Origin of the sequence: Cognatishimia activa (genome assembly GCF_017798205.1) — a bacterium.
In the GTDB taxonomy this organism is placed as follows: domain Bacteria; phylum Pseudomonadota; class Alphaproteobacteria; order Rhodobacterales; family Rhodobacteraceae; genus Cognatishimia; species Cognatishimia activa_A.
The window spans coordinates 2,148,797-2,175,646 of record NZ_CP060010.1 but is presented as its reverse complement, the minus strand read 5'-3'; the positions used below and the strand labels follow the sequence as shown (position 1 = coordinate 2,175,646).

Below are 26,850 nucleotides of genomic sequence, written 5' to 3'. Positions count from 1 at the left end.
TCTTCGTAAAACGAAGCTCTCTAAAACGGCACGTCGTCAGCCGCCGTCACAAATTTCGCGACCAGCTTCTTTTCACCCGCCTTGTCAAACTCGATCACCAGCTTGTCGCCTTCGATTTCCATGATCTCGCCATAGCCGAACTTTTGGTGGAAGACGCGTTCGCCCACGGAATGGCTAGACACCGCCTCAAGATCAATCACAGACCCACGGCTTTCACGCGGCTGGGAAATCCCGCGCTCCCCTGCCCGATCCTGCATCCGCTTCCAGCCCGGCGAATTATAGGTATTGGCGCTTTGCATGCGTGATTGCATGCCACCCCCGAAATCACCCGCCGCAGCGCCATAGCCGCCACCGTAAATCCCCGGCGCGGTTAGGACCTCGACGTGATCCTCAGGCAGTTCATCAATAAAACGGCTCGGCAGCTGGCTTTGCCATTGCCCGAACACCCGCCGGTTGCCCGCAAAGGAAATCGTACAGACTTCTTCGGCGCGCGTGATGCCGACATAGGCCAAGCGGCGTTCTTCCTCGAGGCCCTTCAGACCGCTTTCATCCATCGAGCGTTGCGACGGGAACAGCCCGTCTTCCCATCCCGGCAGAAACACCACTGGAAACTCCAGACCCTTTGCCGCGTGCAGCGTCATGATCGAGATCTTTTCCTCGGTGTCCTCGCTCTCATTGTCCATGATCAGGCTGACGTGTTCGAGGAAGCCTTGCAGGTTCTCAAAGGATTCCAAGGCTTTGACCAATTCCTTGAGGTTTTCCAGACGGCCCGGAGCCTCGGGCGTCTTGTCGTTCTGCCACATGGCAGTGTAGCCGGACTCGTCAAGAATGACTTCGGCCAGCTCGATATGGGTCAGAGCCTCTTGGGCGGAAATGAAGGTGGTCGTGGTCCGCGTCAGGCCGTCGTCGATGACCTCTTCGTCGTTCAGAGGCACTTGGACTTCGCGTTGCACGCCCAGCGCGCGCCAGCGGTCGATGCCGTCGATCAAGAGCTGCAGTTCCTTCGCGCCTTTGCCGCCGAAGCCCTTCAGCTCCAGCAGTTTTCGAGCGCCTTCGACCAGCGACAGCCCGTGATCGCGCGCGCAGGTCTGGATCTTTTGCTGGGCGACATTGCCGAGGCCACGCTTGGGCGTATTCACGATCCGCTCAAAGGCCAGATCGTCATCGGGGCTGGTGACAACGCGGAAATACGCCATGGCGTCGCGGATCTCCATCCGCTCATAGAACCGAGGCCCGCCGATCACGCGGTAAGGCAGTCCGATGGTCAGAAACCGATCCTCAAAGGCGCGCATTTGGTGGGAGGCGCGCACGAGGATCGCCATGTCCTCAAGGCTCTTGGGGTCTTTGCCACGGGTGCCGGATTGCAGCGCCTCAACGTCTTCGCCAATCCAACGCGCTTCTTCTTCGCCATCCCAATGGCCGATCAGACGGATTTTGTCGCCGTCCTCAGCTTCCGTCCAAAGCGTCTTGCCCAGACGGTTCTCATTGCCCGCAATGACCGCAGAGGCTCCGGCCAAAATATGCGGGGTTGAGCGATAGTTCTGCTCCAGCCGCACTACATGGGCACCGGGGAAATCCTTTTCGAACTTGAGAATATTGCCCACCTCGGCGCCGCGCCAACCATAGATCGACTGGTCGTCATCGCCGACGCAGCAGATGTTTTTATGCTCGGCCGCGATGAGGCGCAGCCAGAGGTATTGGGCGACGTTGGTATCTTGGTATTCGTCCACCAGCACATAGCGGAACCAACGTTGGTATTGTGCGAGGATGTCGCCGTGGTTCTGAAAGATCGTGACCATGTGCAAAAGAAGGTCACCAAAATCGACCGCGTTCAATTCGCGCAGGCGAGTCTGATATTGCGCATAAAGCTCGGGGCCGCGGTCGTTATAGGCCTGGCTTTCTGAGGCAGGCAGGTTCTCTGGCGTCCAGGCCTTGTTTTTCCAGCCATCAATGATCGACGACAGCATCCGCGCAGGCCAGCGTTTGTCGTCGATATTCGCCGCTTGGATCAATTGCTTCAGCAGGCGGATCTGATCGTCGGTGTCCAGAATGGTAAAGTTGGACTTAAGCCCCACCAGTTCCGCGTGGCGGCGCAGAAGTTTCACGCAGATCGCATGGAAGGTACCCAGCCAAGGCATGCCCTCTACGGTTTGCCCCAACATGCGCCCCACGCGGTTCTTCATCTCGCGCGCTGCTTTATTGGTAAAAGTGACCGCCAATATTTCATTCGGCTGCGCGCGCCCTGTGTTCAGCAAATGCACGATCCGCGCGGTCAGAGCTTTGGTCTTTCCGGTCCCCGCCCCCGCCAGCATCAAAACCGGACCGTCCAAGGTTTCCACTGCCTCACGTTGCGCCGGATTAAGCTCGTCCAGATACGGCATTGGCCGCGCCGCCATCGCGCGGGCGGACAGGGAAGCGCCCTCAAAGGCGTCAAATTCGTCAAAGCTGCTCATGGGGCAAACCTTAACGTTTCAAAGCAGAGTTGAAAAGCCAAGTTCGCGTAATGTTCACATAAGGATTTTGGGAAGAGGCCAACGAATTAAACTAAATTGCACACAGATAATTGGGCAGTGTTAACGGTTCCGGCAGCATGACGTGGCAAACCAATAGAGGTCGTGTTGGAGAAATTTGATGTGGGTTCTGGAAAAATTGAGATCTGGTCTCAGGGCTGCACCAGTCGCGGTTCTTTTTGTGGCGTCCGTTGGGTTGTCCTATTGGGGGTATCTTCAGCTCCCGCCAAGGGCCGTGAACTATCTTTTGTCGCATGACTACGTCACACAGGCGGAACTGTGGAAGCGCCGCGTTCTTGCACATTTTGACGATGTCGCGCGCCCCTTCACCGAAGCCCAGCTTTCGCTTGATGAAATCAACTATTTAAAGCGCGTTCCCGACGCGTCGGACATCTACCGTATCAAGCTTTTTGACCTCGACGGCACAATAATCTGGTCGTCGCGCAATCGTGAAATTGGCAGTGTGAATGACAAAGCCTATTTTAAGGAAGTTGTCGCAAAGGGGCATACCTACGTTCAACGTGAGGAAAAAGACGCTAAAGAGATTGATGGTCTCGCAATTCATTCGCTCTTTACGAACATGGACGAAAAACACATCGTTTACGAAGTCTATGTCCCTGTTTTGGAACGTGGCACAGTTGTTGGGGCTATTGAATTCTATACGAATGCAACGACTCTGCATCAGCTTACATTGCGACGGATGCAAATTGCCTTTGCAGCTGTTGCCGGGATAATAACGCTGTTGCTGACAATCACTGCTTGGATTTCTTCGCGGGCGTCCCAATACCAAGTCAAAATGGCCAAACGCCAAACGGCGGAAGAGCGTGAGTTCGTTGAAAAGCAGATGCAGCTCGCGCGTGAGGTACAGCTTTTGGGCGACCTCAACGAATGGCTTCAGTCCAGCCAGTCATTGGGCGAACTCTTTGACATGGTTGCGCGCTTCATGAGCCATTTGTTGCCCGACGCGGAAGGCTCGATCTATGTCTATTCTAATTCACGCGACGTGCTGGACGGGTGTGCTGCTTGGAACGGAGGTGAATACAAGCCTCATATCCATCCCGAAGACTGCTGGGGGCTGCGTCGTGGGCGCACCTATGAATTTGGTCGTCACGAAGTGAACTTTTGTTGCGATCATGCGGAGCCTCATGATGATCGCCCCTACTACTGTTTTCCGATCCTAGCGCATGGGGAAACTGTTGGGCTGATGAATTTGCGGCGCCGCAAGACATCCAGCAACAAGGATTTCTACAAATGTAAGAAACTGGCGCAGATGTGTGCCGAACAGATTTCGATGGCAATTGCCAATGTGCGCATGCGCGATCAGCTTCAAGAACAGTCAACGCGCGATCCTCTGACAGGTCTGTTCAATCGCCGCTATATGCTGGACCGTCTGCGCCGCCTCCTAAACGCTGCCAAGGCAAAAGGCGAAAAGGTCTATATGATCTATCTGGATGTGGATCACTTTAAGAAGTTCAACGACAATCACGGCCATGACGCGGGTGATAACGTCCTGAGCGAAGTGGCAAGCTGTCTGCAGGACGCCTGCGATGGCGAGGATGTCGCCTGCCGTATGGGTGGCGAAGAGTTCATGTTGATCTGGCCCGGCAGCGATCTAAAAACCGTCGAGGCCCGCGCGAATAAACTGCGCGAAAAAGTCGAAGCGATGCGCGTGCTCTATCAGGAAAAGCACCTGCCGACCGTGACGATCTCGGCAGGGGTCGCCTGTTTTCCCGACAATGAACGCGATATCCAGGCCCTACTGCGCCAGGCAGACGAAGCGCTCTATGCAGCGAAAGACGGTGGCCGCAATCAGGTCCGCATCTACGGAGAGACGCAAGCCAAGCTACCAGCAACAAAACCAAAGCCCGTGTCGCCCTCATCGTCAATGGCCGCGGAGTGACCTCAAACATCGCGAAAATGCTGCAGCTGCAATGTTTCGAATCGAAGAAATCATTGCGTTCGCAATGGCTTTTGGGAGATTTTTTCCTTGCGAAAGCAACGACCTAACAAGATCCTGAATTTTTTTCTGAGATGGCGGATAAAACGCCGATTTATTCGACGAGATCGTCATAAATCCGTCGTATTGGGTATTGCCTCAGAGGTTTTCACTCCCTAACCCTTTCGCAAGTGCAGAAACTGGTACCAAGGGAGAGGGTCCGATATGACAGAATTTAAGAAAATTCTCGTCGCCAACCGAGGTGAAATCGCAATCCGCGTCATGCGTGCGGCCAATGAAATGGGCAAGCAGACGGTCGCGGTTTTCGCCGAAGAGGACAAGCTGGGCCTGCATCGATTTAAAGCCGACGAGGCCTATCGCATCGGCGAAGGCATGGGGCCTGTGGCCGCCTATCTCTCGATTGACGAAATCATTCGCGTGGCGCGGGAATGCGGGGCGGATGCGATCCACCCGGGTTATGGCCTCTTGTCTGAGAACCCGGATTTCGTGGATGCCTGTGCTGCCAACGGCATCACCTTCATCGGCCCCAAAGCTGAGACCATGCGGGCACTTGGCGACAAAGCCAGCGCCCGTCGTGTGGCGATTGAGGCGGGCGTGCCGGTCATCCCGGCAACCGAAGTGCTTGGCGATGACATGGACGCGATCAAAGCAGAAGCGAAAGAGGTAGGCTATCCTCTGATGCTCAAGGCATCCTGGGGTGGCGGCGGTCGCGGCATGCGTCCGATTTTCGGCGAAGATGAGCTTGAAGAAAAAGTCCTTGAGGGCCGTCGCGAAGCCGAAGCTGCCTTTGGCAATGGCGAGGGCTATCTGGAAAAGATGATCACCCGCGCGCGTCACGTCGAGGTGCAGATCCTCGGTGACAAACACGGCGGCATGTACCATCTGTTTGAACGCGATTGTTCCGTTCAGCGCCGCAACCAGAAGGTCGTGGAACGCGCCCCTGCCCCCTATCTGACCGATGAACAGCGTCAAGAGATCTGCGAGCTCGGCTACAAGATCTGTAAGCACGTGAATTATGAATGCGCGGGCACGGTCGAATTCCTGATGGATATGGAAAGCGGCAAGTTCTACTTCATCGAAGTAAACCCGCGCGTGCAGGTCGAACATACGGTGACCGAAGAGGTGACTGGTATCGACATCGTGCAGTCTCAGATCCTGATTGCCGAGGGCAAGACGATTGCCGAGGCAACTGGCAAATCGGCGCAGGACGAGGTGCGCCTGAACGGGCATGCGCTGCAGACACGTGTGACGACCGAGGATCCGCTGAACAACTTCATTCCCGACTATGGCCGGATCACCGCCTATCGCTCGGCAACCGGCATGGGTATTCGTCTGGACGGCGGCACGGCTTATGCGGGCGGCGTCATCACGCGCTATTATGACTCGCTTTTGACCAAAGTGACCGCTTGGGCCCCAACGCCAGAAAAAGCGATTGCGCGGATGGACCGTGCCTTGCGCGAATTCCGTGTGCGCGGTGTCTCCACGAACATCGCTTTTGTCGAAAACCTGCTCAAGCACCCGACCTTCCTGTCCAATGAATACACCACCAAATTCATTGACGAGACCGAGGATCTGTTCCGCTTCAAGAAACGTCGGGATCGCGGCACCAAGGTTCTGACCTATATCGCCGATATTTCGGTCAACGGGCATCCCGAAACCGAAGGCCGCGCGGCCCCCGCGGCCGATCTCAAACCCGCCGTTGCCCCCGCCAAACGCGCAGAGCCTGCGATGGGCACGCGCAACTTGCTTGAGCAAAAGGGCGCACAGGCGGTTGCCGATTGGATGAAAAAGCAGAAACAGCTTCTGCTGACCGACACCACCATGCGGGATGGTCATCAGTCTCTGCTCGCGACCCGCATGCGGTCTATCGATATGCTGAAAGTCGCGCCAAGCTATGCCGCGAACCTGCCGCAGCTTTTCTCGATGGAGTGCTGGGGCGGCGCGACCTTTGATGTGGCTTACCGTTTCTTACAGGAATGCCCATGGCAACGTCTGCGCGATCTGCGCGAAGCGATGCCGAACTTGATGACCCAGATGCTGCTGCGCGCGTCTAATGGCGTTGGCTACACCAACTACCCTGACAACGTCGTGCAGAGCTTTGTGGCGGAGGCCGCGAAAGGCATCGACGTCTTCCGCGTGTTTGACAGCCTTAACTGGGTTGAAAACATGCGTGTTGCCATGGATGCGGTCGTGGAAAGCGGCAAGATCTGTGAAGGCACGATCTGCTACACCGGTGACATTCTGGACCCGAACCGTGCGAAATATGACCTGAAGTATTACGTCGGTATGGCAAAGGAACTGGAAGCGGCGGGCGCACATGTGCTGGGCCTGAAGGATATGTCTGGCCTTTTGAAACCAGCCTCGGCCCGCGTGTTGATCCGCGCGTTGAAAGAGGAAACCAACCTGCCAATCCATTTCCACACTCATGACACCTCGGGCATCGCGGGCGCGACCATTTTGGCCGCGGCTGACGCGGGCGTGGATGCGGTGGATGCCGCGATGGACGCCTTCTCGGGCGGGACATCTCAGCCCTGCATGGGCTCGATCATCGAAGCCCTGCGCAATACAGATCGCGACACCGGCATCGACATCACGGCTGTCCGCGAAATCAGCGACTACTGGGAAGCGGTGCGCGCGCAATACACCGCCTTTGAAAGCGGCATCGCGGCCCCGGCCTCTGAGGTTTACCTGCACGAAATGCCCGGCGGCCAGTTCACCAACCTCAAAGCACAGGCCCGCAGCCTTGGCCTTGAAGAACGTTGGCACGAGGTTGCGCAGACCTATGCGGATGTGAACCAGATGTTTGGCGATATCGTCAAAGTCACGCCGTCCTCCAAAGTGGTTGGCGACATGGCCCTGATGATGGTGAGCCAAGGCCTAAGCCGCGAAGAGGTCGAGGATCCAAGCCGCGACGTGGCCTTCCCTGACTCGGTCGTCGACATGATGCGCGGCAACCTGGGTCAGCCTCCGGGCGGTTTCCCGGAAAGCATCGTCGACAAGGTTCTGAAAGGCGAGCAGCCGAATGTGGAACGCCCCGGCGCGCATCTGGCGCCCGTGGACATCGAGGCCACCCGCGCCGAGCTCTCCAAAGAGCTTGAGGGTTTCAGCGTCGACGACGAGGATCTTAATGGCTATCTGATGTATCCGAAGGTCTTTAAGGACTACATGGGGCGTCACCGTCAGTATGGTCCTGTGCGGACTCTACCGACCCGGACATTCTTCTATGGCATGGAGCCGGGCGAAGAGATCACAGCAGAGATCGATCCAGGCAAGACGCTGGAAATTCGTCTGCAAGCCGTGGGCGAGACCGATGAGAACGGCGAAGTGAAGGTCTTCTTTGAACTGAACGGTCAGCCGCGTGTGATCCGCGTACCAAACCGTCTGGTGAAATCGGCAACCGCCGCGCGGCCAAAAGCCGAAGTCGGCAATGCCAACCATGTTGGTGCGCCGATGCCCGGCGTCGTGGCCTCTGTTGGGGCCGTTGTCGGCCAAGAGGTGAAGGAAGGCGATCTTCTTCTCACCATCGAAGCAATGAAGATGGAAACCGGCATTCACGCAGAGCGAGACGCGGTTGTGAAGGCGGTGCATGTTCAGGCGGGCGGTCAGATCGACGCCAAAGACCTGTTGGTCGAGCTGGAGTAAGCTGCTCTTCTCAAAAGTTAATAATCTGTTAACCTCCCGCGATTGCGGGAGGTTTTTTTATGAAGTTTTCTTTTTTCGTTGCTCTACTGTGCTTTAACGCAAGCTTAGTAGTCGCATCAGACTCGGTCAAAGCTATTCCGATAATCCTATTTGTAGACGAACCTAGCGTCGCCATCAGGTCCGTTAACTCTTTTGACGGAGTTAAGCTTGGCAGTTTCCAGAAAGACTCAGAACTTCACTTGCACAATTTTGGCGAGAAATGGCACTTTGTCAGCGGTATCAACAGCGGCCACTACATTCGGGGCTGGATGTGGGCCAAGTATCTCAAGGGCGACTTCACGAACCCACCTATTCTCGCCAACAAAAGCGGCCCCATTGACCTGCAAGGGCGTGCATTCCCCCCGTCCCAAGTGCGCGCGGCAAAGGAGGCGATTGTTCAACGCGATCTAGAGGCGCGCGGACAAGAGTGTTCTTGTCCATATCAAATATCCAAAAGTGGTCGACAATGCGGCTATACCAGTGCCTGGACCAAATGGTCTGGGGAACGCCCTATTTGTTTCTCAACGGATGTCTCGCTGGCTGATCTGGATAATTACTTCGCTCTGAACGCCACTAACAATTGACGCAAAGTTAGGATCGACTTGGTTTGACCTTTGCTTAGTGGGCTCTAAGGTTCATTTCACGCGATGAGCGCATAAAATAAGCGAAGAGCCATGTCCGTTACGATCACCCCGATTTACGCTTCTCTAATTGCCCTGATCTTTTTCGCCCTCTGCTGGCGTGTAATCGCCTATAGACGCGCCAATAAACTATCTCTGGGCGATGAAGGCGATCGCAGCCTTTTGCGTCGTATGCGAGCGCAAGCCAATTGCGCGGAGTATGCGCCCCTTGGGTTGCTGCTTTTACTGATTCTGGAAATGCAGGGCGGCAATGTGGTCTTTGTCCACGCGATGGGGCTCTGCCTGCTTTTGGGCCGCGCGGCCCATGCCTATGGGTTTGCGTCAAAGCCGATGAACCTGCCGATGCGTCAGCTGGGTATGGTGCTGACCTTCATCCAGCTCATCGCGACCAGCATTGCTTTGCTGCTGGCCGCTTTGCTCTGATCCTCAACGACGCCGCTTGCTAAAGCTGCTGTCAGGCGATCCCATGTGACAGCGTGGGATCACGGGAAAGTCGTTGGTCAGGAAATAGGCGTAGGTGCCGTTCGGATACTCGGCCGTCGTCACCATTGCGCCATTGCACTCATCCAGAGTGCCTGCGCCTTCGACATAGACGTAGTCCTGCACGAAGGTGCCGTCATAGTCTCCGGACGGCTGAGATCCGCCCGGGCGGTTGCCCGATTTCAAGCGATAGGAGCTGGTCATCTCAACCACTTTGCCATTCACCTCAGCCGTAATCGCGTAGATCGGAAAGCCATCCGCCGCATAGCCGATCAACGGCGAGGCTTTGGATTTCGACCAGCCCAGTTCTTGCATCAAGCCAACCGGAAGCCCGTGGTAGTGATAGGCGCCGGTAGGTTGAACATGACCGTAGTTGGCGTCCAACCCCAGCGGGATCGCGCCTCCCAAAGCTTCATAGTTCCAGCCCGAACGCCGGTTGCCCTTCCAGACTTCGGCCGTACCCGGATCAAAAGGCACTCCATTCACGGCGACGCCAAAGAGCACCCCGCGCTGTTGGGTCGGTGAATTGCGCAGACGCGGATTGGTTGGCATCGAAAAGCGATAGTTTTGCGATGAGATCCGATTTGGGTTGCCGCGACTGGGGAACCGGCCAACTTGGTGTTCGGGAATGCCGTTTGACGCAATGATGCGCTTGTTGCCGCGCACAGTTATAGACACCGTCCCACCGGATTTGGTCTGCGTGGCGCGTGCCAGAGATAAATCCTGCGCCTCGGTGGCGGTATGGGCGCGTGCAGGTGGCCTGCCTTGCGCGTCGGCCTGCACCACCAACCCAAGGGTCAGGGTGCTGGCGACGAGCGCCGCTGTGATCTTTGTGGTTTTGGACATTGCTCTACTCCTCGATGCTCTCCTAAGGCATCACCAACACAGGCCCCTGCCCGTCTTCGCCAAAGTCCAGAACAGCTGTGAAAATGCCCGGAACCGCGCCCTCAAAACGCAAGGTCGCACGCGCCTCAGCCTGGGTGCTGCTGTCTATGGTCACAAACAGCGCCTCAGCGCCCATGGCCCCGGGCGCAGACACCGCGAAAAGGGTCACGGCATGGGCAGACCTGTTATAGATCGACAGTTTCAGTGTCAGGTCAGTGCCATCAAAGCTTACGACCGCAGCATCCGCAATGATGTCTGCGGTCCCATGATCGTCATGGGCGAACGCCAAGCTCGGCAAGGCCAAGGCCATCGCGCAAAAGCTGCGGCGTGTCAGGCGGGGATATGTTGGATCAACCGTCTTCATGGCAAATAGAACGCCCGAGCCAATGACTTCCGTCGCGCCATTTTACATTTTTTTGACATCGCTGCATTTTTTCCCTTGCGGCTTCCGAGCAGAGTTTATATCCCACGCCTCACCTAAGGAAGCGGGCGTAGCTCAGGGGTAGAGCATAACCTTGCCAAGGTTAGGGTCGGGCGTTCGAATCGCCTCGCCCGCTCCAATTAGGGACAGATGCACCACCCATGCATCAGATATGACGATGGTTTGCGGGCGTAGCTCAGGGGTAGAGCATAACCTTGCCAAGGTTAGGGTCGGGCGTTCGAATCGCCTCGCCCGCTCCATCGGTCAAACTTCTAATAGATCACGCAATAGCTTGGACATTCGCGCAGGCGTGCCTATAAGGCCGTGACGATAATGTAAGGACAGGCCTAATGCGGACAGCCAGCGTCTCTCGCACCACTGCGGAAACCAAGATCGACGTCGAGATCAATCTCGACGGCACCGGAAGCTATGACAATCAGACGGGTGTCGGTTTCTTTGATCACATGCTGGATCAACTGTCGCGCCATTCTCTGATTGATATGACCATCCGCGCTGAGGGCGATTATCACATCGATGATCACCACACGGTCGAGGACACGGGGATCGCGTTGGGTCAGGCCTTGGTGCTGGCGCTTGGCGACAAACGCGGTATCCGGCGTTATGGCGAGTGTCATTTGCCGATGGATGACGCGCAGGTGCGTTGTGCGTTGGATCTGTCAGCGCGTCCGTTCCTTGTTTGGAATATGGACATTCCGACCCAGAAAATTGGTCAGTTTGACACCGAACTGGTGCGTGAGTTCTTTACGGCTTTTGCGACCCACGGCGGGATCACCCTGCATGTGGACCAGATCCATGGGTTGAACAGCCACCACATCGTGGAGGCTGCGTTCAAAGCTGTGGCGCGGGCGTTGCGCATCGCGGTCGAAACCGATCCGCGCAAAGCTGGCGACATCCCGTCTACCAAGGGCACGCTTTAGGCAGGTACTGCCCTGCGTTGCCCGTCGCGGCGCAGGATCCATTCTGCAAAGAGCGCGTTAGGCACCCAGCAGAGCCAGGCCACCAGCGTGTATCCGGTTTCAAACCCTAGAGTGGCTGCCAGGATCGGCAGGTAAATGCGCAATGTGACGGCCGCCAAAGTCAACGCTGCTGAGCGGATCATCCAACGGCGATGCGCGGTGATGTCCCCGACCATTGCCAGCCGCACCGCGTTGCCAGTGACATAGAGCCAAGCCACCCCCAGAACAGCAAAGCCAGCGCCTGCGACGGCACCAGCCTGCGTTGTCATCGCCAACCAGACACCCGATAAGCCGCCGAACAAAATGGCGACGGCATAGAAACGCCCAAGCCAACGGTGCAACGTCAGGCGGCGCATCCTCAGCCGTGCGCAGAACTGAAATGGGACCAGAGCCAAAGCGATGGTGGCTCCGACGACATGTCCGTAAAACACCAACGGGCGCTCCAACGCGTGATAGATCATTGCCGGTTGCACGAACTCTAACGCTACAAAGGCAAACCGAAGCGACGCCAGAACGACCACAAAAGTCAGCGCCCATAGAACCCCTAAACCCCATCTCATTGCTGTGTTTTGCATCATCGTAGCAACCCCCAAACCTGACACTGTCAACTTTAACTTGACGCTGTAAAAATCATTTTAACTTGACGCTGTCAACCCAGTCACGCAATTAGGGTTCATGCGCGCCATCACTCCAGCTAAGAAACACCACCACGGAAACCTGCGTCCCGCCTTGATCAAAGCGGGGCTTGAGCTCTTGGAAGAAGGCGGGATCGACGCGCTTACTTTGCGAAAATGCGCTGCGCGCGCAGGGGTTTCGCACGCGGCTCCGGCGCATCATTTTGATGGGCTACCCGGATTAAAACAGGCCATCGCGACCGAGGCTTTTAATAGATTTTCCAATCACTTGCAGGAGGCCATCGATAGAGGCGAACAATCCGCGCGGGGTCGCCTCAAATCGATCTGTCGCGGGTATCTGCAATTCGGCCTTACCCACCGAGGGCTGTTGAACGTGATCTTTGGCTTTGACGGACTCGCGGCCATCGCAAACCCTGAAGGTAAAAACGAAGCCCATGCCTATCTGATCCTACGCGGCGTCTGCGCCCCATTTGTGCCGGAAGGCACCGACGAACGCGTGATCGAGGCACAGGTCTGGTCACTGATTCACGGCTTCACCCTGCTTTACATCGCTGGGGAATTCGGATCCCCTCCGCCGGACATCGACATCGGTCCCTTTGACGAGGTCATGGCGCTCTTGGAGCGCGTCGGCAGCCCTCCCTCTTGACCCTGCCCGCTTTTGGCGGCAACTGAGAGCGCAAGTGATCAAAGGACCCGCATGCCATGCTGACAGCCATCATCGACTATGAAAGCGGCAATCTGCATTCCGCAGAAAAGGCCTTTCAACGCATGGCGCAAGAATTGGACGCGGGCGAAGTCGTGGTAACCTCTGATGCGGACACCGTCGCGCGTGCGGACCGGATTGTTCTGCCTGGTGACGGAGCTTTTCCCGCCTGTGCCGCTGAGTTGCGCGGCCATAAAGGCATTTATGACGCGATGGTTGAAGCGGTTGAAACTAAAGGCCGTCCTTTCTTGGGCATCTGTGTCGGCATGCAGCTGATGGCAACCACAGGACATGAATACGAAATGACACCGGGTCTGAATTGGGTCGCTGGAGATGTTGAAAAGATCGAACCAAGCGATGCCAGCCTAAAGGTGCCCCACATGGGCTGGAACAACCTTGTGATAGAACAGGCGCACCCTCTGCTCGACGGTGTCGAAAGCGGCGATCACACCTATTTTGTGCACTCTTACCACTTCAAAACCCATCGTCCTGAGGACCGCATCGCCTATGTGGACTACGGTCAGGACATCACAGCCATCATCGGGCGCGAGACGATGGTGGGCATGCAGTTCCACCCGGAAAAAAGCCAGCATGTCGGGCTAAAAATGATCGGCAATTTCCTGACCTGGACGCCATAGCAGCAACAAAAAAGAGCGCCTAAAGAGCGCTCTTTCTTCTTTGAAATCACGTTGATTTAGTTCACACGTTTCCAGGTGCCGCCGTCACGGCAAATGCCCAGAACACAGCCAGACACGGACAAGCTGTTGCCGCTGAGAACCATCTTGGACTTGTAAGTCTTGTCACGGTCAGGCGACCAGATTTTGCCCTTGCCATAGTTGCCGCCACCCAGGTTCTCCATGTCCCAGATGATCTTCTTACCGATATTGTCGGTCACAAGGTTGCTGCCATCCGGATTAAAGGACTTCACCAAAGTGCCACAGATGGTGGACCCGCAGTTGGTGACTTCGATGTGGCCATAGTTGCCATTGTCATCTTTCGCGGTTTGCCAGGTGCCATGCACCGGATCCGCCAGAGCCATTGTTGCTCCAAAAACAGTCGCAGCGGCTGCGATCAGAACATGTTTCATAGTATTTCCTCCCAATTTTGCGAAAATCATGAGACAGAGACGATTTTCGATCAACCCTGACTTTGGGTCAGGTTGCATTTCACATCCTCGCGTGCGAAAGCCCCCGTGACCAAAATACAGCAGTTCTCTGCCCTGACAAAACAGGATGCGCGCCATGATCCTCTACCCTGCAATCGACCTCAAAGACGGCAATGCTGTGCGCCTTTTGCATGGGGATATGGACAAGACGACCGTGTTCAACGAGAACCCCGCCGCCCAAGCACTCGAGTTCGTCGAGGCAGGGTGCGAGTGGCTGCACCTTGTGGACCTCAACGGCGCTTTCGCGGGCGAACCAGTGAACGCAGCGCCCGTGAAAGAGATCCTGTCGCAAACCAAAGTACCTGCCCAACTCGGCGGCGGTATCCGCGACATGGCCACCATCGAGATGTGGCTGACCCAAGGCCTTGCCCGCGTGATCCTTGGCACTGTCGCCGTGGAAAACCCAGACCTCGTGCGCGAAGCTGCCAAAGCCTTCCCCGGTCAGGTTGCCGTCGGCATCGACGCCCGCAACGGCTTTGTCGCCACCAAAGGCTGGGCCGAGGAAACCGACGTCCAGGTCACCGACCTCGCGAAATCCTTTGAGGATGCAGGCGTCGCAGCGATCATCTACACCGACATCCTGCGCGATGGCGCGATGAAAGGCCCGAATGTGCAATCCACGGCCGATCTCGCCAATGCGGTCGACATCCCGGTGATCGCATCTGGCGGGGTCTCCTCGCTGGACGACCTGCGCGCGCTGAAATCCTGCGGTGCGCCTCTAAACGGCGCTATCTCGGGCCGCGCTCTCTACGATGGTGCGATTGACCTCGCCGAGGCGCTTGCGCTGTTGAAGTCCTAAGCCTTCATCTTGCCAAAAATACTCAATTCCCCTGGTTGCCAACAAACAACCGGCTTGCGACATCGCGCCCCATGAAAACGCAAAGGCAAATCCCCATCTAGGTCGTGTATTTTAGCGATTGGAGCCAAGTATGCCCAAAGTGTCCGCGATCCCCCTGCCCGACCACAGCCTGTTGCACGCATATATGTCCGAAGGAGACTTCTGCGACTGCTATGCAGCCAAAGCAACAGTGTCCCTCAGGGATGCTGCAGAAACGGCCACGAGCTTTCCAGCATGGGTTCATAGCCTTCTGACTCTACGCCACATCATCGTGTCGCCCTTTGGTTTGGCGACCTCTGGCGAACATTCAAACGAGATGTTCGGGATCTTTCCTTTGGTTGAGGAAACGTCTGACGAGCTGATCTTAGGTTTTGACGACAAACACCTGAATTTCCGGATTTCGCTTATCTCTGACGGTCAGAACGTTTCCATGGGAACATGGGTCAAAACCAACAATCTGGGTGGTAAGATTTACCTCAATGCGATCATGCCGTTTCACAAATTAATCGTGCGAAACTGCGTTGCGCGGGTCGCACGGACATATCCCCCATTGGCGACGGCGTGAATTCTGGCTAAGAGGACGCCAAGAGGTGCCCTGAATGCTGAAAACCCGCTTGATCCCCTGCCTTGATGTCGCCGACGGCCGTGTCGTCAAAGGCGTGAACTTCGTCGGCCTGCGCGACGCCGGAGACCCGGTCGAAGCCGCCCGTGCCTATGACGCGGCGGGGGCGGATGAGATCTGTTTTCTCGACATCCACGCAACCCATGAAAACCGCGGCACCATGTTTGATATGGTCCAGCGTACTGCGGAACAGTGTTTTGTCCCTCTGACGGTCGGGGGCGGTGTGCGCAGCAAAGATGACGTGCGGGCGCTGCTTTTGGCAGGGGCTGACAAGGTCTCTTTCAACTCTGCAGCCGTGGCAAATCCCGATGTGATCGCAGAGTCCGCCGACCAATTCGGCAGCCAGTGCATCGTCTGCGCCATTGACGCGAAAACCGTGGGCCATGACGAAAACGGCACCCCAAACAAATGGGGCATCTTCACCCACGGCGGCCGCAAAGAGGCTCTGGATTCAGACGGCAACCTCATCGATGCGGTCGAATTCGCCAAACTCGTGGCAGCAAAAGGCGCAGGAGAAATCCTTCTGACCTCAATGGACCGCGACGGGACGAAATCTGGATTCAACCTGCCCCTCACCCGCGCGATCTCGGATGCGGTCAATGTGCCGGTGATCGCCTCAGGCGGCGTTGGCAATCTGGATCACCTCGTCGAAGGCGTTACCAAAGGCGGGGCAAGTGCCGTGCTCGCGGCCTCGATTTTCCACTTTGGGGACTATACTGTGGGCGAAGCCAAGGCGCATATGATCGCCAATGGTATTCCAATGAGGCTGACATGAGCACCCTGAACGACCTCGCAGAAACCATCGCCCAACGCGCCAAAGCCGACCCGGACAGCAGCTGGACGGCCAAGCTTTTGGCCAAAGGCCCCGAGAAATGCGCCGAGAAGTTTGGCGAAGAGGCGGTGGAGGCCATCATCGAGGCGGTCAAAGATAACCGCCAAGGTTTGATTGCGGAATCTGCTGACGTGCTTTTCCACCTGCTCGTCATGCTGCAATCGCGCGGCGTGTCACTGGATGAAGTGCTTGCAGAGCTCGAAAAACGCCAAGGCACCAGCGGCATCGCGGAAAAAGCCTCTCGCGCAAAATCCTGAAAACGGCAAAACCCAGCCCATATTCTGTCGCATATAGAACTAGACAGACCTGCCCATTCCCACGCAGAGTACTAGACAGATCTGTTTAGTAACATGCCGCCCGCCAAAAATCGCGGGCCGTCCGGGGAGGAATGTCATGAAATCTCACTACCGCGCAGTCGTCATCGGTGGAGGCGTCGTCGGCGCATCCGTTCTATACCATCTGGCGAAATTTGGCTGGAAAGACGTGTGTTTGATCGAACGCTCGATCCTAACTGCAGGCTCTAGCTGGCACGCAGCGGGCGGTATTCACGCCTTGAACGCAGACCCCAATATCGCGGCCCTTCAGGCCTATACCATCGACCTTCTCAGCGAAATTCAGGAAGAATCAGGTCAGGACATCGGCCTTCATATGACCGGAGGCCTCACCATGGCGGGCACGCCCGACCGTTGGGAATGGCTGCAATCGGCCTATCGCACCTTCCAGTCCATCGGCATCGAAGACGTCCGCCTTGTGACCCCGAAAGAAGCAGGCGAGCTCTGCCCGATCATGTCCACAGACGGCATGCTCGGTGGTATGTGGGCCGACCGCGAGGGCTATGTAGACACCACCGGCACTGTCCACGCCTACGCCACCGCCGCCAAGAAACGCGGCGCTGAGGTGATTGAACATAACCGCGTGCTCGAACTCCATCAGGTCGAGGGCGGCTGGCAGGTTGTAACCGAGAAAGGCACGATCCACACCGAACATGTCGTCAACGCAGCGGGCCTCTGGGCCAAGCAAGTGGGCCGTATGGCGGGGATCGAGCTGCCTGTCTCCCCGCTCAACCACCACTACCTCGTGTCCGACACAATTCCCGCGCTGGAAAAGCTCGACTTCGAAGTCCCGATGACCGTCGACCTCGAAGGCTTTACCTATATGCGGCAGGACCAAAAGGGCATCCTGCTGGGCATCTACGAGATCGACCACCAGCACTGGAACATGGACGGCGCGCCTTGGGAATATGGCTTTGAGCTGCAGCAAGAAGACCCTGATCGGATCGAAAAAGAGCTGATCCTCGGGTTTGAACGCTATCCGGACCTGCAGAACGTGGGCGTCAAGACCTGGGTCAACGGGGCCTTTACCTTCTCGCCCGACGGCAACCCTCTGGTTGGCCCTGTACGCGGCAAGCCCGGCTATTGGTGTGCTTGCGCAGTCATGGCGGGCTTCCTGCAAGGCGGCGGCGTCGGCAAATCTCTGGCGGAATGGATGATCCACGGAGAACCCGAGGCCGACGTCTATGGCATGGACGTGGCGCGTTATGGCAAGTTTGCCGAGAACAAACAGTACATCAAAGAAACCACGGGCCAATTCTATTCCCGCCGCTTCGTGATGACCTATCCGAACGAGCAACTTCCTGCGGGTCGGCCTTTGAAAATGGCGCCGGCGCATTCGGAAATGAACGAGGCAGGCGCGGTTTGGGGCCAGAGCTGGGACATGGAAGTGCCGCTTTATTTTGCGCCCAAGGGGTTTGAGGAAACTCCAACGCTCAAGCGGTCTAACGCGTTTGAACATGTGGCGGCGGAATGTAAGGCGGTGCGCGAGTCCGTGGGCCTTTTGGATATCTCGGCGTTTTCGCGGTTTGAGGTCACAGGACCAAATGCAGAGGCGTGGCTCGACAAAGTTATGGCCTGCACCCTGCCCAAACCGGGCCGCGCGAAACTCGCGCCGATGCTGGCAGAGACAGGGCGTCTCAAGGGCGATCTGACCGTGTTCCACTGGGGCGATGGATCTTGGTGGATCATGGGGTCCTATTACCTGCGCGAATGGCACATGCGTTGGTTTGAGGACCACATGATGGAGGGCGTCACCGTCCGCGATCTGGGCGAAGAGACCTGCGGTTTCTCGCTGGCGGGGCCAAATTCCCGCAAGGTGATCGAGAAACTGACGGATGGTCCGATTGGCGATCTGAAATTCATGGGATGTGGACAGTTCGACATCGGCATGATCCGCGCGAAAGTGGCGCGGATGTCGGTGGCGGGCGAGCTCGGCTATGAGATCAACTGCCGCTATGGCGACCACATCACCCTGCGCCGGATGCTGCTTGAAGCGGGTGCGGATCTGGGTATCCGCGAGTATGGGTTCAATGCTTTGCTGTCGCTGCGGTTGGAGAAGAGTTTTGGCATCTGGTCTGCGGAATTCACGCAGCTCTACACGGCCGCACAGACCGGAATGGATCGCTGGATTGCTTGGGACAAGGGCGACTTCATCGGACGGGATGCTGCGATTGCAGAGCGCGACGGCAATGGACCTGCACAGGTAGAGGTGACGCTGGAAATTGACGCCTCGGATGCGGATGCCTCAGGCTATGAACCGGTCTGGCAAGACGGCAAGAAAGTCGGCTTTGTCACCTCGGGCGGCTATGGGCACACGGTCGGCAAGTCACTGGCGATTGCCATGGTCAACCAAGAGGTCGCAGACGAAGGCACCGATTTGCAAGTCCATATCGTTGGGGTCGAAAAAGCGGCAAAGGTCATTGCGCCGTCGCCATACGACCCAACCGGCGCGGCAATGAGAGGCTGATATGACAGAGGCCACACAAGGCCGATCGCGCAGCGGTCGGCGCGGCCGAGGGGCGAAACCCGAGGCCGCCGCCCCTCTGAGGGAGGTGAACTATCGTCAGCTCAAGAACCCGTTTCCCACGATGGATGTGTTCTCGGCCGACGAGATAGCCAACATGCACGAGACGGCCCTTAGGACGCTCGAAGAGCTCGGCATCAAGGTGCTCTTGCCAGAGGCGCGCAAGATCTATGCCAAGGGCGGCGCGCGGGTCGATGAAAGCACCGAGATGGTCTATATCGGCCGCGACATGGTCGAGGCGGCGGTGGCCTCGGCACCCAAGTCGATCAAGGGCATGGCGGGCGCGCGGCATCGCGATATCACACTGGAGCTGGGGTCGCTGGTGTTTCAACCCGGCGCGGGGGCTCCGAATGCGACGGATCTGGAACGGGGCCGCAGACCGGGATCGGCGCGAGACTATAAGGAATACATCCAGCTGACCCATCATTTTGATGTGTTTCAGATGATTTCGCCGCAGGTCGAGCCGCAGGATGTGCCGATCCACGAACGGCATTATTTCACGTCGGACATGCAGCTGACGCTGAGCGACAAGTTCCCCTTTACCTTCTCGCGCGGCACGCCACAGGTGATGGATTGTTTTGAGATGATCCGCGACTTCCGTGGGATCTCTGATGATGCATTCCAGGCAAACCCTTGGAATTACACGATCATCAATACCAACAGCCCGCGCACTTTGGACATCCCGATGGCGCAGGGGCTGATTGACTTCGCCAAATTCGGACAGATGTCGATTGTCACGCCCTTTACGCTGATGGGGGCGATGGCGCCGATCACAGTGGCGGGGTCGATTACGCTGAGTCACGCTGAAGCCTTGGCGGCTATCACTCTGGTGCAACTCACCAGACCCGGCGCGCCGATTTGTTACGGGACCTTTACCAGCAATGTGGACATGAAGTCCGGCGCACCTGCTTTTGGCACACCAAGCCATTTCCAGGCCTCGCTCGCCGCGGGGCAGCTCGCTCGGCACCTTGGCCTTCCCTGGCGGTCGGCCGCGGGCTCTGCGAGCAATATGAATGACGTGCAGGCGGCCAATGAGAACCAGATGGGGCTTTGGGGATGTTTGATGGCGGGCGCGACGGTGGTGATTCACGCGGCGGGCTGGCTTGAGGGCGGTTTAACAGTGTCTTACGAGAAATTGGTGACCGACGCCGAAGTGTTGAACATGGTGGCTGAACTCTGCGCGGGCAAGACCGCGACGGCAGACGAGATCGGCTTCCACAATGCTTTGTCCGAAGTCGACCCGTCAGGCCATTTCTTCGCCTCTAGCCAAACGATGGAACGCTATAATTCCGAGTTCTATGAGCCGGTTGTGCATGACTACGCCAATTTCGGCACTTGGACGGAACGCGGAGCGCAGGACACCAACACCCGCGCCACAGCGGTCTGGAAATCCATTCTCGCGGCGGATAAACGGCCTGAGGTGGATGAGACGCGGGTCGAGGCTCTGCGCAATTTCATCGACAAGCGGAAATCAGAGGGTGGCGCTCCTCCTGAAAGCTAGTTCCCGAAAGTTAACAGATGAGCAAACGCAAACCCCCTACCCTTGTGCGCGATGATCCCGCGCGTGCGCCTCTGGTTGGCAATGTCAAAGTCACCCGCGAGGACTGGCTGAACTTGGCGCGCAATGTGCTGGTGGATGAGGGCGTGGGCGAAATCAAGATCGCGATCTTGGCCGAGAAGCTTGGTGTCTCGCGGTCCAGTTTCTATTGGTATTTTGAGAACCGCCGCGACCTTTTAGAAGCACTTCTGCAGGAATGGGAGGCGCGCAACACCAAGACTTTGGTCAGCAAATGCGGCCAGCCCTCGCGGACGATCAGCGAAGGAGCCTGCAACTTTTTCCGCTGTTTCGTGGACACGAGCCTGTTTGACCACGGTTTGGATTTCGCGGTTCGGGAATGGGCGCGTCGGGATGTGGCGGTGCGCGCGCGCATTGATCTGGCCGATCAGACGCGGCTGCATGCGGTGACCGAGATGTTTCTGCGGCATGACTACGAAGCCTATGACGCCGAATGCCGCGCGCGGATCCTCTACTACATGCAAATCGGCTATCACGCTTTGGATGTGCGCGAGTCTATGGACGTACGTTTCGGTCGCGTTGCGGGGTATCTCAATGGGTTTACGGGCCACGACGCCGATCCAGAGGCGCTGGAAGAGTTTCGCGCCTTTGCGATGGCCCACGCGACCTAGAGTTTTGACGAAATAATCCCCGTCGCGAACCCGCCCATGCGCAGCTCGCCAAAAAGGCGCTGATATTCTATCTTGGGACAGCGGTTCATGATCACATCAAGTCCCGCAGCCCGCGCCTTGGCGGCGGCTTCAGCATGCTCGACCCCGATCTGCATCCAGATGGTCTTAAGGCCCTTAAGATGCTCCATCGCCTCGTCGACAATAGGTGGCACCGCCTCGGACCTGCGAAAGATGTCGACCATATCCACAGGCTCGTCGATCTCGGAGAGCGACGCCCTTACGGTCTGGCCGAACAGCATTTTGCCCGCATGGCCCGGATTGACCGGAATGACTTTGAACCCCTTCAACCCCAAGTATCGTGCGACATAGTAGCTGGGCCGCACGGAATTCATGGACACGCCAACGACCGCCACGGTCTTGGTGCGCTGCAGAACGGATTTCAGAAAGGCATCATCATAAGTTTCCATGCCTTGCACCCTAGAAAGCAAATCCATGAAAGCAAAACAAAAAATGCGCCCAGACCGAAGTCCAGGCGCAGTCACGGAACGAGGGACAGTGAAGTCAGAGGCAAGAGTTCCGATCTTGCCCCTCTCTCATGAGATAGTGCGTCCACGAGAGGAATGAAGAGCATGTAATATGCTTGTGAACATATCGTTACGCGTTCAGCACTTTCGGCCAGTTTGCGTCAGCGTCTTTGATGAAGCCTTCCTTGTTCAACGCCCAACGGGCACGGACAGCACGGCTGAAGTTCAGATAAAGCTTGTCGTTGTGAATCGACCAGGCGTTTGCCTCGGTCTTGGCGGTGTACCCTTTGGCGACGGCAAAGGCACAGTAGCCGCCATATTGGGGTGCCCAACGCTCTGGGTTGGCTTCGAAGTCTGCGAGGTTCTCGGCACTGGCAAAGCGCCACTCGGCCCCTTTCCACGTGATAGCGTACTCGGCGGAACCTTCGACATCGGTTTGTTCTTTGAAATAGGCGACAGGGTCATAGCCACGAATGGCTAGGCCATCGACGGCGAAAACTTCGGGGGTCATGGCGAGTGCAGGCGTTGCAAGGATGCCTGCGGCAGGGGCGGCCATGGCGGTCAAAACAAAGGTGCGGCGGGTCAGCATAGGGGTCTCCATCGTTGCGATGGCATGACAATATGTGTGCAAATTGGCTGTGACATCCCCGCCCACGGCTTTGTGAGCGCTTGCGAAGAATGTTTCAAACGCACCTAGTCGAAAATATCGAAGAGATCATCAACCCCGTCAAAGAGCTTTTCACCCCAGCTTTTCAGCTTTTTGGACTTCTTCTTTTTGCGATCTTTGTTGCGATAGTAGTCATCACGATCGTATTTCTTGTGCCCTTTGGATTTCTTTTGTTTCAAGGGCTTAGAATAGTGTACCTCGTGGCTTTTGGGCTTCACGGGCATCATTTTCAGATCGTGCAAAGGTGCGCCGCAAGACGAGCAGGCAAGTTCATGTTGCACCTTGCCATGAAGCGATAAAGCCGCGCGGGTCCCGCAGTAACAGCAGGTGGCGATTTTCTGGCCCATGGGTGCTCCTCTCCTCACTCTGTTTCAGATATCGCGTTTATTTGACGCGTTTCAAGGCAAGGCGGGGGCGGAAACTTTGAAAGTTTCCGATGTCGATTTCTTTTAAAGAAATCGAGTTACGGCTTGGCGGCATAGAGTGCGACGGCCGCTGCGTTGGACACATTCAGTGACCCGAACCCCCGCGCGAAGTCGATTTTCACGAGTTGATCCACGGTCTCTTTGGTCTTTTGCCGCAGGCCCGGCCCTTCGGCGCCCAAGACCAGCGCAACAGCGCGATCGCGTTTGCCGTCGAGTGCGTCCTCGATGGTCAGCTCTGCTTCACCATCCAGTCCCAGAACCAAATACCCCATGCCCTGCAGTTCAACGATTGTATCTGCAAGGTTGCGCATCCGCAGGTACGGCTGACGTTCCAAGGCACCCGACGCGGTTTTGGCCAAGGCTCCGGTCTCTGGTGCCGAATGATGCCGCGTACCAATGACGGCCTGCGCTCCGAACACTTCTGCCGAGCGCAAGATAGCCCCCACATTGTGAGGGTCTGTGACCCGATCCAAAAGCACCAGACGCGGCGTCGTGTCATCGTCAGGAATCGCCCGATCCGCGAGACGTCCCCAATTCAATGGTTTCACTTCCAAAGCCGCGCCCTGATGCACGGATTGCGGATCAATCGGCGCTTTGAACTTGCGCGGATCCACCATTTCCGGCGCAATCCCAGCCGTTTCAATTGCATCCGCCAGTTTGTCATGCGCGTTCTTCGTGACCATCAACCGCAGCTTTTCGCGCGCAGGATTGAGCAACGCATCGCGGACCGCATGCAACCCAAACAGCCAGACCGTCTCGGCGTTTTGCGCCTTTTTCGCCTGCTCTTTTTCAACGACCCACTTGGGTTTTTTCATGATCTTCACCTGCGCTGTGATATGGCGCTCAGCAATGGGCAATGTCGCGCTGATCTGCAAGCGATTTTCTTGTTGACGCCCCCTGACATGGCCTGTAATCAGCCCCTCACATTCGGCAGCTACTGCCGACCGGTGGGCGACAGGCCGCAAGGTGTGGCAGGGGACTGTAACTCCCTCGAGGCGACTCACGCTTGGTTCGATTCCAAGGTCGCCCACCATTTTTCCAAATCGGAACAGTAAGATGCAATGCGGCAAGGCCTGGTGTCGGCTGTGTCGCGCCCCTCAAGCTGGGGCATTGCCCGGGACAAGCCCCGGCAGGAATGGCTTTTCTGCGACCTCTCTGGCGTGGATTCCCCAGATCATGAGGCCAGGCCACAAGAGATAGGCTTGGATCTCAATGTTCTCGCCAAATGACAGCAAGATGACGACCAAAGCAAAGCCCAAGGGCAAGCGACCTCGGGTCGAGGTGAGCGCATCGGCAAAGGCGAGAAAGATCTGAAAGACCAAGGGGATCAACAAGGCCAGGAGACCTGTCAGCCCTTTTACAAACAACAGCCCATACCAGGTGTGATGGCTGCCGATTGGCATGTATTCCACCAGATGCGGTCCAGGCGCGACTCGCCCGTGACCGAACCAAACCGCCTCTTCGCGCCAATGTTCCTCGGCAATCCGCTGAAGGGTTGCGCGCACCCGTGTGCTGTCAGCGCGTGCGTTTTTGAAAGTGTCTATGGCAGAGCCGACGCCCTGTATCAGCCGGTCAACCGTCAAACCAATGCTGACCAGAATGCCCGACAGCGCAAACCACGCCCAGCGCTTGCCAAGCTGTGGCAAAAGGCTTGGCGGGATGGTGCAGAAGACAAGCCCAACCAACCCCATGCGCGACTTTGACGCCAAGACCATCAAGGTGCCCGCCGCGATGCCTATGGCTTTCCATTTCACCACCTTTTCTTCCATCGCAAAGAGCACCATCAACACGCCCAATAGGGCCGCGAAAGGAGACCAAGGTGCATAGAACTGCCAGCGCGCCGCGCCACTCGACGGGTCGATGGAATACAGAAAGACGGTGAAATACTCAGGCCCCGGCCCGCCGACAGCCTTTAGGGGTGAGACAAAGATCTTGCCCGGCAACCCCGCATAAGGCGCAACAATCATCAGTGGCGCGAGGATCAGGATCCAGAGCCCGACGACGCATTGCCCGCGGATCAGGATTTCTCGCCGGATCGGCAGAATCGCCCCCGCCAGCGGAAACAGTGCCATCAAGGCCCAACCCTTGGCCCAACCGATGGTCGAGCGGATCACCGTTTTGGTGCCAAACCCCCAGTTCACATGTCCAATCCAAAGGATGGGCAACATGGCCAGCATCCCGATGACCCAGAACCAAATGACTGGTGGAATGGGGTGTGGCCGCAAATCCGCGCGCGTCGCGGGGCCCAAATACAAGGCCGCCAAGGCCAAGCCACCCAATGTCCAGCCAAGGACTGGGCCAACAACATAGAGGCCTCCGATGGCGTAGAAGGGCCAGGTCCATGCAAGGCTTTTGTAAACGATGGCCTCTGCCGGATTTTGGGGGGTCAGATCATCCATCGCGGCGTTTCACACCGATCAGCCAGGCAATGAGGCTGCGGCGCACCCACCCCAGTGTCAGAGCGATCACCATCAAAAACGTCGCCCCAACGCCCGCGATAACCGCAAGCTTTTTGCGCGGGGAGCTTGGACGGTCTGGCAAGGACGGGTTTTCCAGGACCTGCACCAGAGGATAGGATGCAAAAACATCGGCCTTCGAGGATTGCGCCCGCGCAATTGCGGAGGCAAAGACAGCCTCAGCCACCTGAAAATCCCTCTGCAGGTCCTCGAGCTGGGCAGCCGCAATGGCCGCTTTTTCCAAGCGCGCCTTTTCAGCAAGGTGACGGGTGTTCAAAGCACTATATTGCGCCTGAACACCCGCCCGCTCTGCCTCGCATTCCACCAGTTTTGCCAGCAGGGCCGTTCTGTCTCCGAATTGAGAAACATTCAGGCGTTCTGCTTCGAACGCAGGCAATCCCGTGAGTGTGCTTGCCATGCGCAGTGTGGCGCGTTGTGCATCCGTGTAGGCGGCTTCGGCGCGACGCAGTTCTGGGTGGCGGGATCCGTAGCTGGACCGCGCTTCTCGGAGCTCTGTCCGCTTGGTCGCGGCGTCCTCGACCAGGGCGAGGTATTGATGATCGGAATAGAGATCCAAAGCGCGGGCGGCATAGGTTGCAGAGAAGCCCACACTGGCCTCCAGCGCTTGAACATAAGCTGTTTTTTCTTCGAGCTGTGCACGCAGTTCGATCAGTTTGGCGTAACGGTTATCGTTTTCTTCGACCTGTGCATTGAACTGATCGCGCGACAGAAACCCAGTTTGATTGCGCAGATCACTCACCGCTTCTCGCGTGGACAGGACCGAGTTGCGATATTCCTCAATCGCTCGGATCGCGCCTTCTTCGCGGACCATTTGGTCATCGTTGCGAAGCAGTTCCACCTCGTGAAAAAACGAGCTTAACACGGCCTCAGCGCGGGCTTGGGCTTCGATCGGTGAAGGGCCCGTCAGCTCGATGTGGATCAAGCCGGTCTGGTCTACCAGCGTCACTTTGGGCAGAGGCAAATCCCGACGTTGGATCGACAGCTGATCTGCCGCGGATTGCATGATCCGGTCGGCACGGATCAGTCGTTTGTAGGTTTGAGTGGGGCTGATCGAGTTGGAGGCAAAGGCCGAAGATGCAAAAGAGCTGGCCTGACCGATACCTTCCATATTGACGGAGGCCGAGACCCCCGCCCCCGGCAGGATCAACGACATCGAAGATGTATAGACCGGTGCAGCTGAGGAAAGATAAGTCACGATCGGCGACCAAATCACGCCACACCAGATGCTAAAGACCGTGATGTAGCGAAAAACGCGCTTGAACAACAACGCGCGTGCGCTTTTTGATCTCAACTTGCGGATCAGGGTCCGGAAGGTCAGCGGTGCAGCTGGCTCTATGTCGGAGTAAAATGCCATTGGGTGGATCTCT

General features: G+C 57.1%; 25 protein-coding genes and 3 tRNA genes. 17 read left to right on the top strand and 11 right to left on the bottom strand.

All coding sequences use genetic code 11. The annotated features are described in order from the left end of the window. Positions 1-20: 20 nt before the first annotated feature. Positions 21-2,453, bottom strand: coding sequence for an ATP-dependent helicase (locus HZ995_RS10645; protein WP_209355637.1), 2,433 nt, complete (start codon positions 2,451-2,453; stop codon positions 21-23). A 292-nt stretch (positions 2,454-2,745) separates the two neighbouring features. Here HZ995_RS10645 and HZ995_RS10640 point away from each other — a divergent pair, with 292 nt between their 5' ends. From HZ995_RS10640 to HZ995_RS10625, 4 genes are all read left to right on the top strand, one after another. Continuing rightward, positions 2,746-4,410, top strand: coding sequence for a sensor domain-containing diguanylate cyclase (locus tag HZ995_RS10640; protein WP_209355636.1), 1,665 nt, complete (start codon positions 2,746-2,748; stop codon positions 4,408-4,410). A 261-nt stretch (positions 4,411-4,671) separates the two neighbouring features. Continuing rightward, positions 4,672-8,109, top strand: a complete 3,438-nt coding sequence (locus tag HZ995_RS10635; RefSeq protein WP_209355635.1) for a pyruvate carboxylase — start codon at positions 4,672-4,674, stop codon at positions 8,107-8,109. Between the two features lie 59 nt (positions 8,110-8,168). Beyond that, positions 8,169-8,732 carry a hypothetical protein gene (locus HZ995_RS10630; RefSeq protein ID WP_209355634.1) on the top strand — a complete coding sequence of 188 codons (564 nt, stop codon included), beginning with the start codon at positions 8,169-8,171 and terminating at the stop codon, positions 8,730-8,732. A 90-nt stretch (positions 8,733-8,822) separates the two neighbouring features. Continuing rightward, positions 8,823-9,212, top strand: coding sequence for an MAPEG family protein (locus HZ995_RS10625; RefSeq protein WP_209355633.1), 390 nt, complete (start codon positions 8,823-8,825; stop codon positions 9,210-9,212). Between the two features lie 3 nt (positions 9,213-9,215). On the opposite strand, the gene HZ995_RS10620 is transcribed toward HZ995_RS10625, so the two are convergent. Then, positions 9,216-10,115: a YHYH protein gene (locus HZ995_RS10620; RefSeq protein ID WP_209355632.1), complete on the bottom strand. Its 900-nt coding sequence runs from the start codon at positions 10,113-10,115 to the stop codon at positions 9,216-9,218. 22 nt (positions 10,116-10,137) lie between these two features. Then, positions 10,138-10,518, bottom strand: a complete 381-nt coding sequence (locus HZ995_RS10615) for a hypothetical protein (RefSeq protein ID WP_209355631.1) — start codon at positions 10,516-10,518, stop codon at positions 10,138-10,140. 121 nt (positions 10,519-10,639) lie between these two features. On the opposite strand from HZ995_RS10615, the gene HZ995_RS10610 reads away from it, so the two are divergent. The 3 genes from HZ995_RS10610 to hisB all read left to right on the top strand — a co-directional run bounded on the left by HZ995_RS10610 (position 10,640) and on the right by hisB (position 11,513). Beyond that, positions 10,640-10,714 (top strand) — tRNA-Gly (locus HZ995_RS10610). Between the two features lie 46 nt (positions 10,715-10,760). Next, a tRNA-Gly gene (locus tag HZ995_RS10605) sits at positions 10,761-10,835 on the top strand. Positions 10,836-10,925: 90 nt separating this feature from the next. Continuing rightward, positions 10,926-11,513 carry an imidazoleglycerol-phosphate dehydratase HisB gene (gene hisB, locus HZ995_RS10600; protein ID WP_209355630.1) on the top strand — a complete coding sequence of 196 codons (588 nt, stop codon included), beginning with the start codon at positions 10,926-10,928 and terminating at the stop codon, positions 11,511-11,513. On the opposite strand, the gene HZ995_RS10595 is transcribed toward hisB, so the two are convergent. Then, positions 11,510-12,112, bottom strand: coding sequence for a DUF2306 domain-containing protein (locus tag HZ995_RS10595; protein ID WP_245168645.1), 603 nt, complete (start codon positions 12,110-12,112; stop codon positions 11,510-11,512). The two genes, hisB and HZ995_RS10595, sit on opposite strands and share 4 nt — an antisense overlap. A gap of 115 nt (positions 12,113-12,227) precedes the next feature. On the opposite strand from HZ995_RS10595, the gene HZ995_RS10590 reads away from it, so the two are divergent. Then, complete coding sequence (locus HZ995_RS10590; RefSeq protein WP_209355629.1) at positions 12,228-12,833, top strand: TetR/AcrR family transcriptional regulator; 606 nt, start codon at positions 12,228-12,230, stop codon at positions 12,831-12,833. Positions 12,834-12,889: 56 nt separating this feature from the next. Beyond that, a complete protein-coding gene (gene hisH / locus HZ995_RS10585) occupies positions 12,890-13,528 on the top strand; it encodes an imidazole glycerol phosphate synthase subunit HisH (protein ID WP_209355628.1) in 639 nt (212 codons plus the stop codon). Positions 13,529-13,584: 56 nt separating this feature from the next. Here the strand turns inward: hisH and HZ995_RS10580 are convergent, their stop codons facing one another. Then, positions 13,585-13,977 (bottom strand): DUF2147 domain-containing protein, encoded by a 393-nt coding sequence (locus HZ995_RS10580; RefSeq protein WP_209355627.1) that lies wholly within the window; start codon positions 13,975-13,977, stop codon positions 13,585-13,587. Between the two features lie 154 nt (positions 13,978-14,131). On the opposite strand from HZ995_RS10580, the gene hisA reads away from it, so the two are divergent. The 7 genes from hisA to HZ995_RS10545 all read left to right on the top strand — a co-directional run bounded on the left by hisA (position 14,132) and on the right by HZ995_RS10545 (position 21,390). Next, positions 14,132-14,854, top strand: a complete 723-nt coding sequence (gene hisA / locus HZ995_RS10575; protein ID WP_209355626.1) for a 1-(5-phosphoribosyl)-5-[(5-phosphoribosylamino)methylideneamino]imidazole-4-carboxamide isomerase — start codon at positions 14,132-14,134, stop codon at positions 14,852-14,854. Positions 14,855-14,984: 130 nt separating this feature from the next. Further along, complete coding sequence (locus HZ995_RS10570; RefSeq protein ID WP_245168644.1) at positions 14,985-15,458, top strand: DUF2867 domain-containing protein; 474 nt, start codon at positions 14,985-14,987, stop codon at positions 15,456-15,458. A gap of 34 nt (positions 15,459-15,492) precedes the next feature. Beyond that, the gene (hisF, locus tag HZ995_RS10565) at positions 15,493-16,290 is read left to right on the top strand and encodes an imidazole glycerol phosphate synthase subunit HisF (protein WP_209355625.1); all 798 of its coding nucleotides are present in this window, start codon (positions 15,493-15,495) and stop codon (positions 16,288-16,290) included. Next, the gene (locus HZ995_RS10560) at positions 16,287-16,604 is read left to right on the top strand and encodes a phosphoribosyl-ATP diphosphatase (protein ID WP_209355624.1); all 318 of its coding nucleotides are present in this window, start codon (positions 16,287-16,289) and stop codon (positions 16,602-16,604) included. Before hisF ends, HZ995_RS10560 begins: the two co-directional genes overlap by 4 nt. 136 nt (positions 16,605-16,740) lie before the next feature. Further along, entirely contained in the window at positions 16,741-19,146 is a 2,406-nt protein-coding gene (locus tag HZ995_RS10555) for a GcvT family protein (RefSeq protein ID WP_209355623.1), read from the top strand. Position 19,147: 1 nt separating this feature from the next. Further along, entirely contained in the window at positions 19,148-20,704 is a 1,557-nt protein-coding gene (locus HZ995_RS10550) for a trimethylamine methyltransferase family protein (protein ID WP_209355622.1), read from the top strand. Between the two features lie 17 nt (positions 20,705-20,721). Next, positions 20,722-21,390, top strand: coding sequence for a TetR/AcrR family transcriptional regulator (locus HZ995_RS10545; RefSeq protein ID WP_209355621.1), 669 nt, complete (start codon positions 20,722-20,724; stop codon positions 21,388-21,390). On the opposite strand, the gene HZ995_RS10540 is transcribed toward HZ995_RS10545, so the two are convergent. From HZ995_RS10540 to rlmB, 4 genes are all read right to left on the bottom strand, one after another. Further along, positions 21,387-21,857 carry a CoA-binding protein gene (locus HZ995_RS10540; protein ID WP_209355620.1) on the bottom strand — a complete coding sequence of 157 codons (471 nt, stop codon included), beginning with the start codon at positions 21,855-21,857 and terminating at the stop codon, positions 21,387-21,389. The two genes, HZ995_RS10545 and HZ995_RS10540, sit on opposite strands and share 4 nt — an antisense overlap. Before the next feature lie 187 nt (positions 21,858-22,044). Continuing rightward, positions 22,045-22,503, bottom strand: coding sequence for a YHS domain-containing (seleno)protein (locus HZ995_RS10535; RefSeq protein WP_209355619.1), 459 nt, complete (start codon positions 22,501-22,503; stop codon positions 22,045-22,047). Between the two features lie 104 nt (positions 22,504-22,607). Next, on the bottom strand, positions 22,608-22,928 hold the full coding sequence (locus HZ995_RS10530; RefSeq protein ID WP_209355618.1) for a hypothetical protein: 321 nt from the start codon (positions 22,926-22,928) through the stop codon (positions 22,608-22,610). Positions 22,929-23,044: 116 nt separating this feature from the next. Then, positions 23,045-23,821, bottom strand: a complete 777-nt coding sequence (gene rlmB / locus HZ995_RS10525; protein WP_209355617.1) for a 23S rRNA (guanosine(2251)-2'-O)-methyltransferase RlmB — start codon at positions 23,819-23,821, stop codon at positions 23,045-23,047. A gap of 134 nt (positions 23,822-23,955) precedes the next feature. On the opposite strand from rlmB, the gene HZ995_RS10520 reads away from it, so the two are divergent. Next, positions 23,956-24,039: transfer RNA gene (locus HZ995_RS10520), tRNA-Tyr, on the top strand. 64 nt (positions 24,040-24,103) lie between these two features. Here the strand turns inward: HZ995_RS10520 and HZ995_RS10515 are convergent. After that, on the bottom strand, positions 24,104-25,405 hold the full coding sequence (locus tag HZ995_RS10515; protein ID WP_209355616.1) for an O-antigen ligase domain-containing protein: 1,302 nt from the start codon (positions 25,403-25,405) through the stop codon (positions 24,104-24,106). After that, positions 25,398-26,837 carry a GumC family protein gene (locus tag HZ995_RS10510; RefSeq protein ID WP_209355615.1) on the bottom strand — a complete coding sequence of 480 codons (1,440 nt, stop codon included), beginning with the start codon at positions 26,835-26,837 and terminating at the stop codon, positions 25,398-25,400. The genes HZ995_RS10515 and HZ995_RS10510 overlap by 8 nt, the downstream gene beginning before the upstream one ends. Positions 26,838-26,850: the final 13 nt, after the last annotated feature.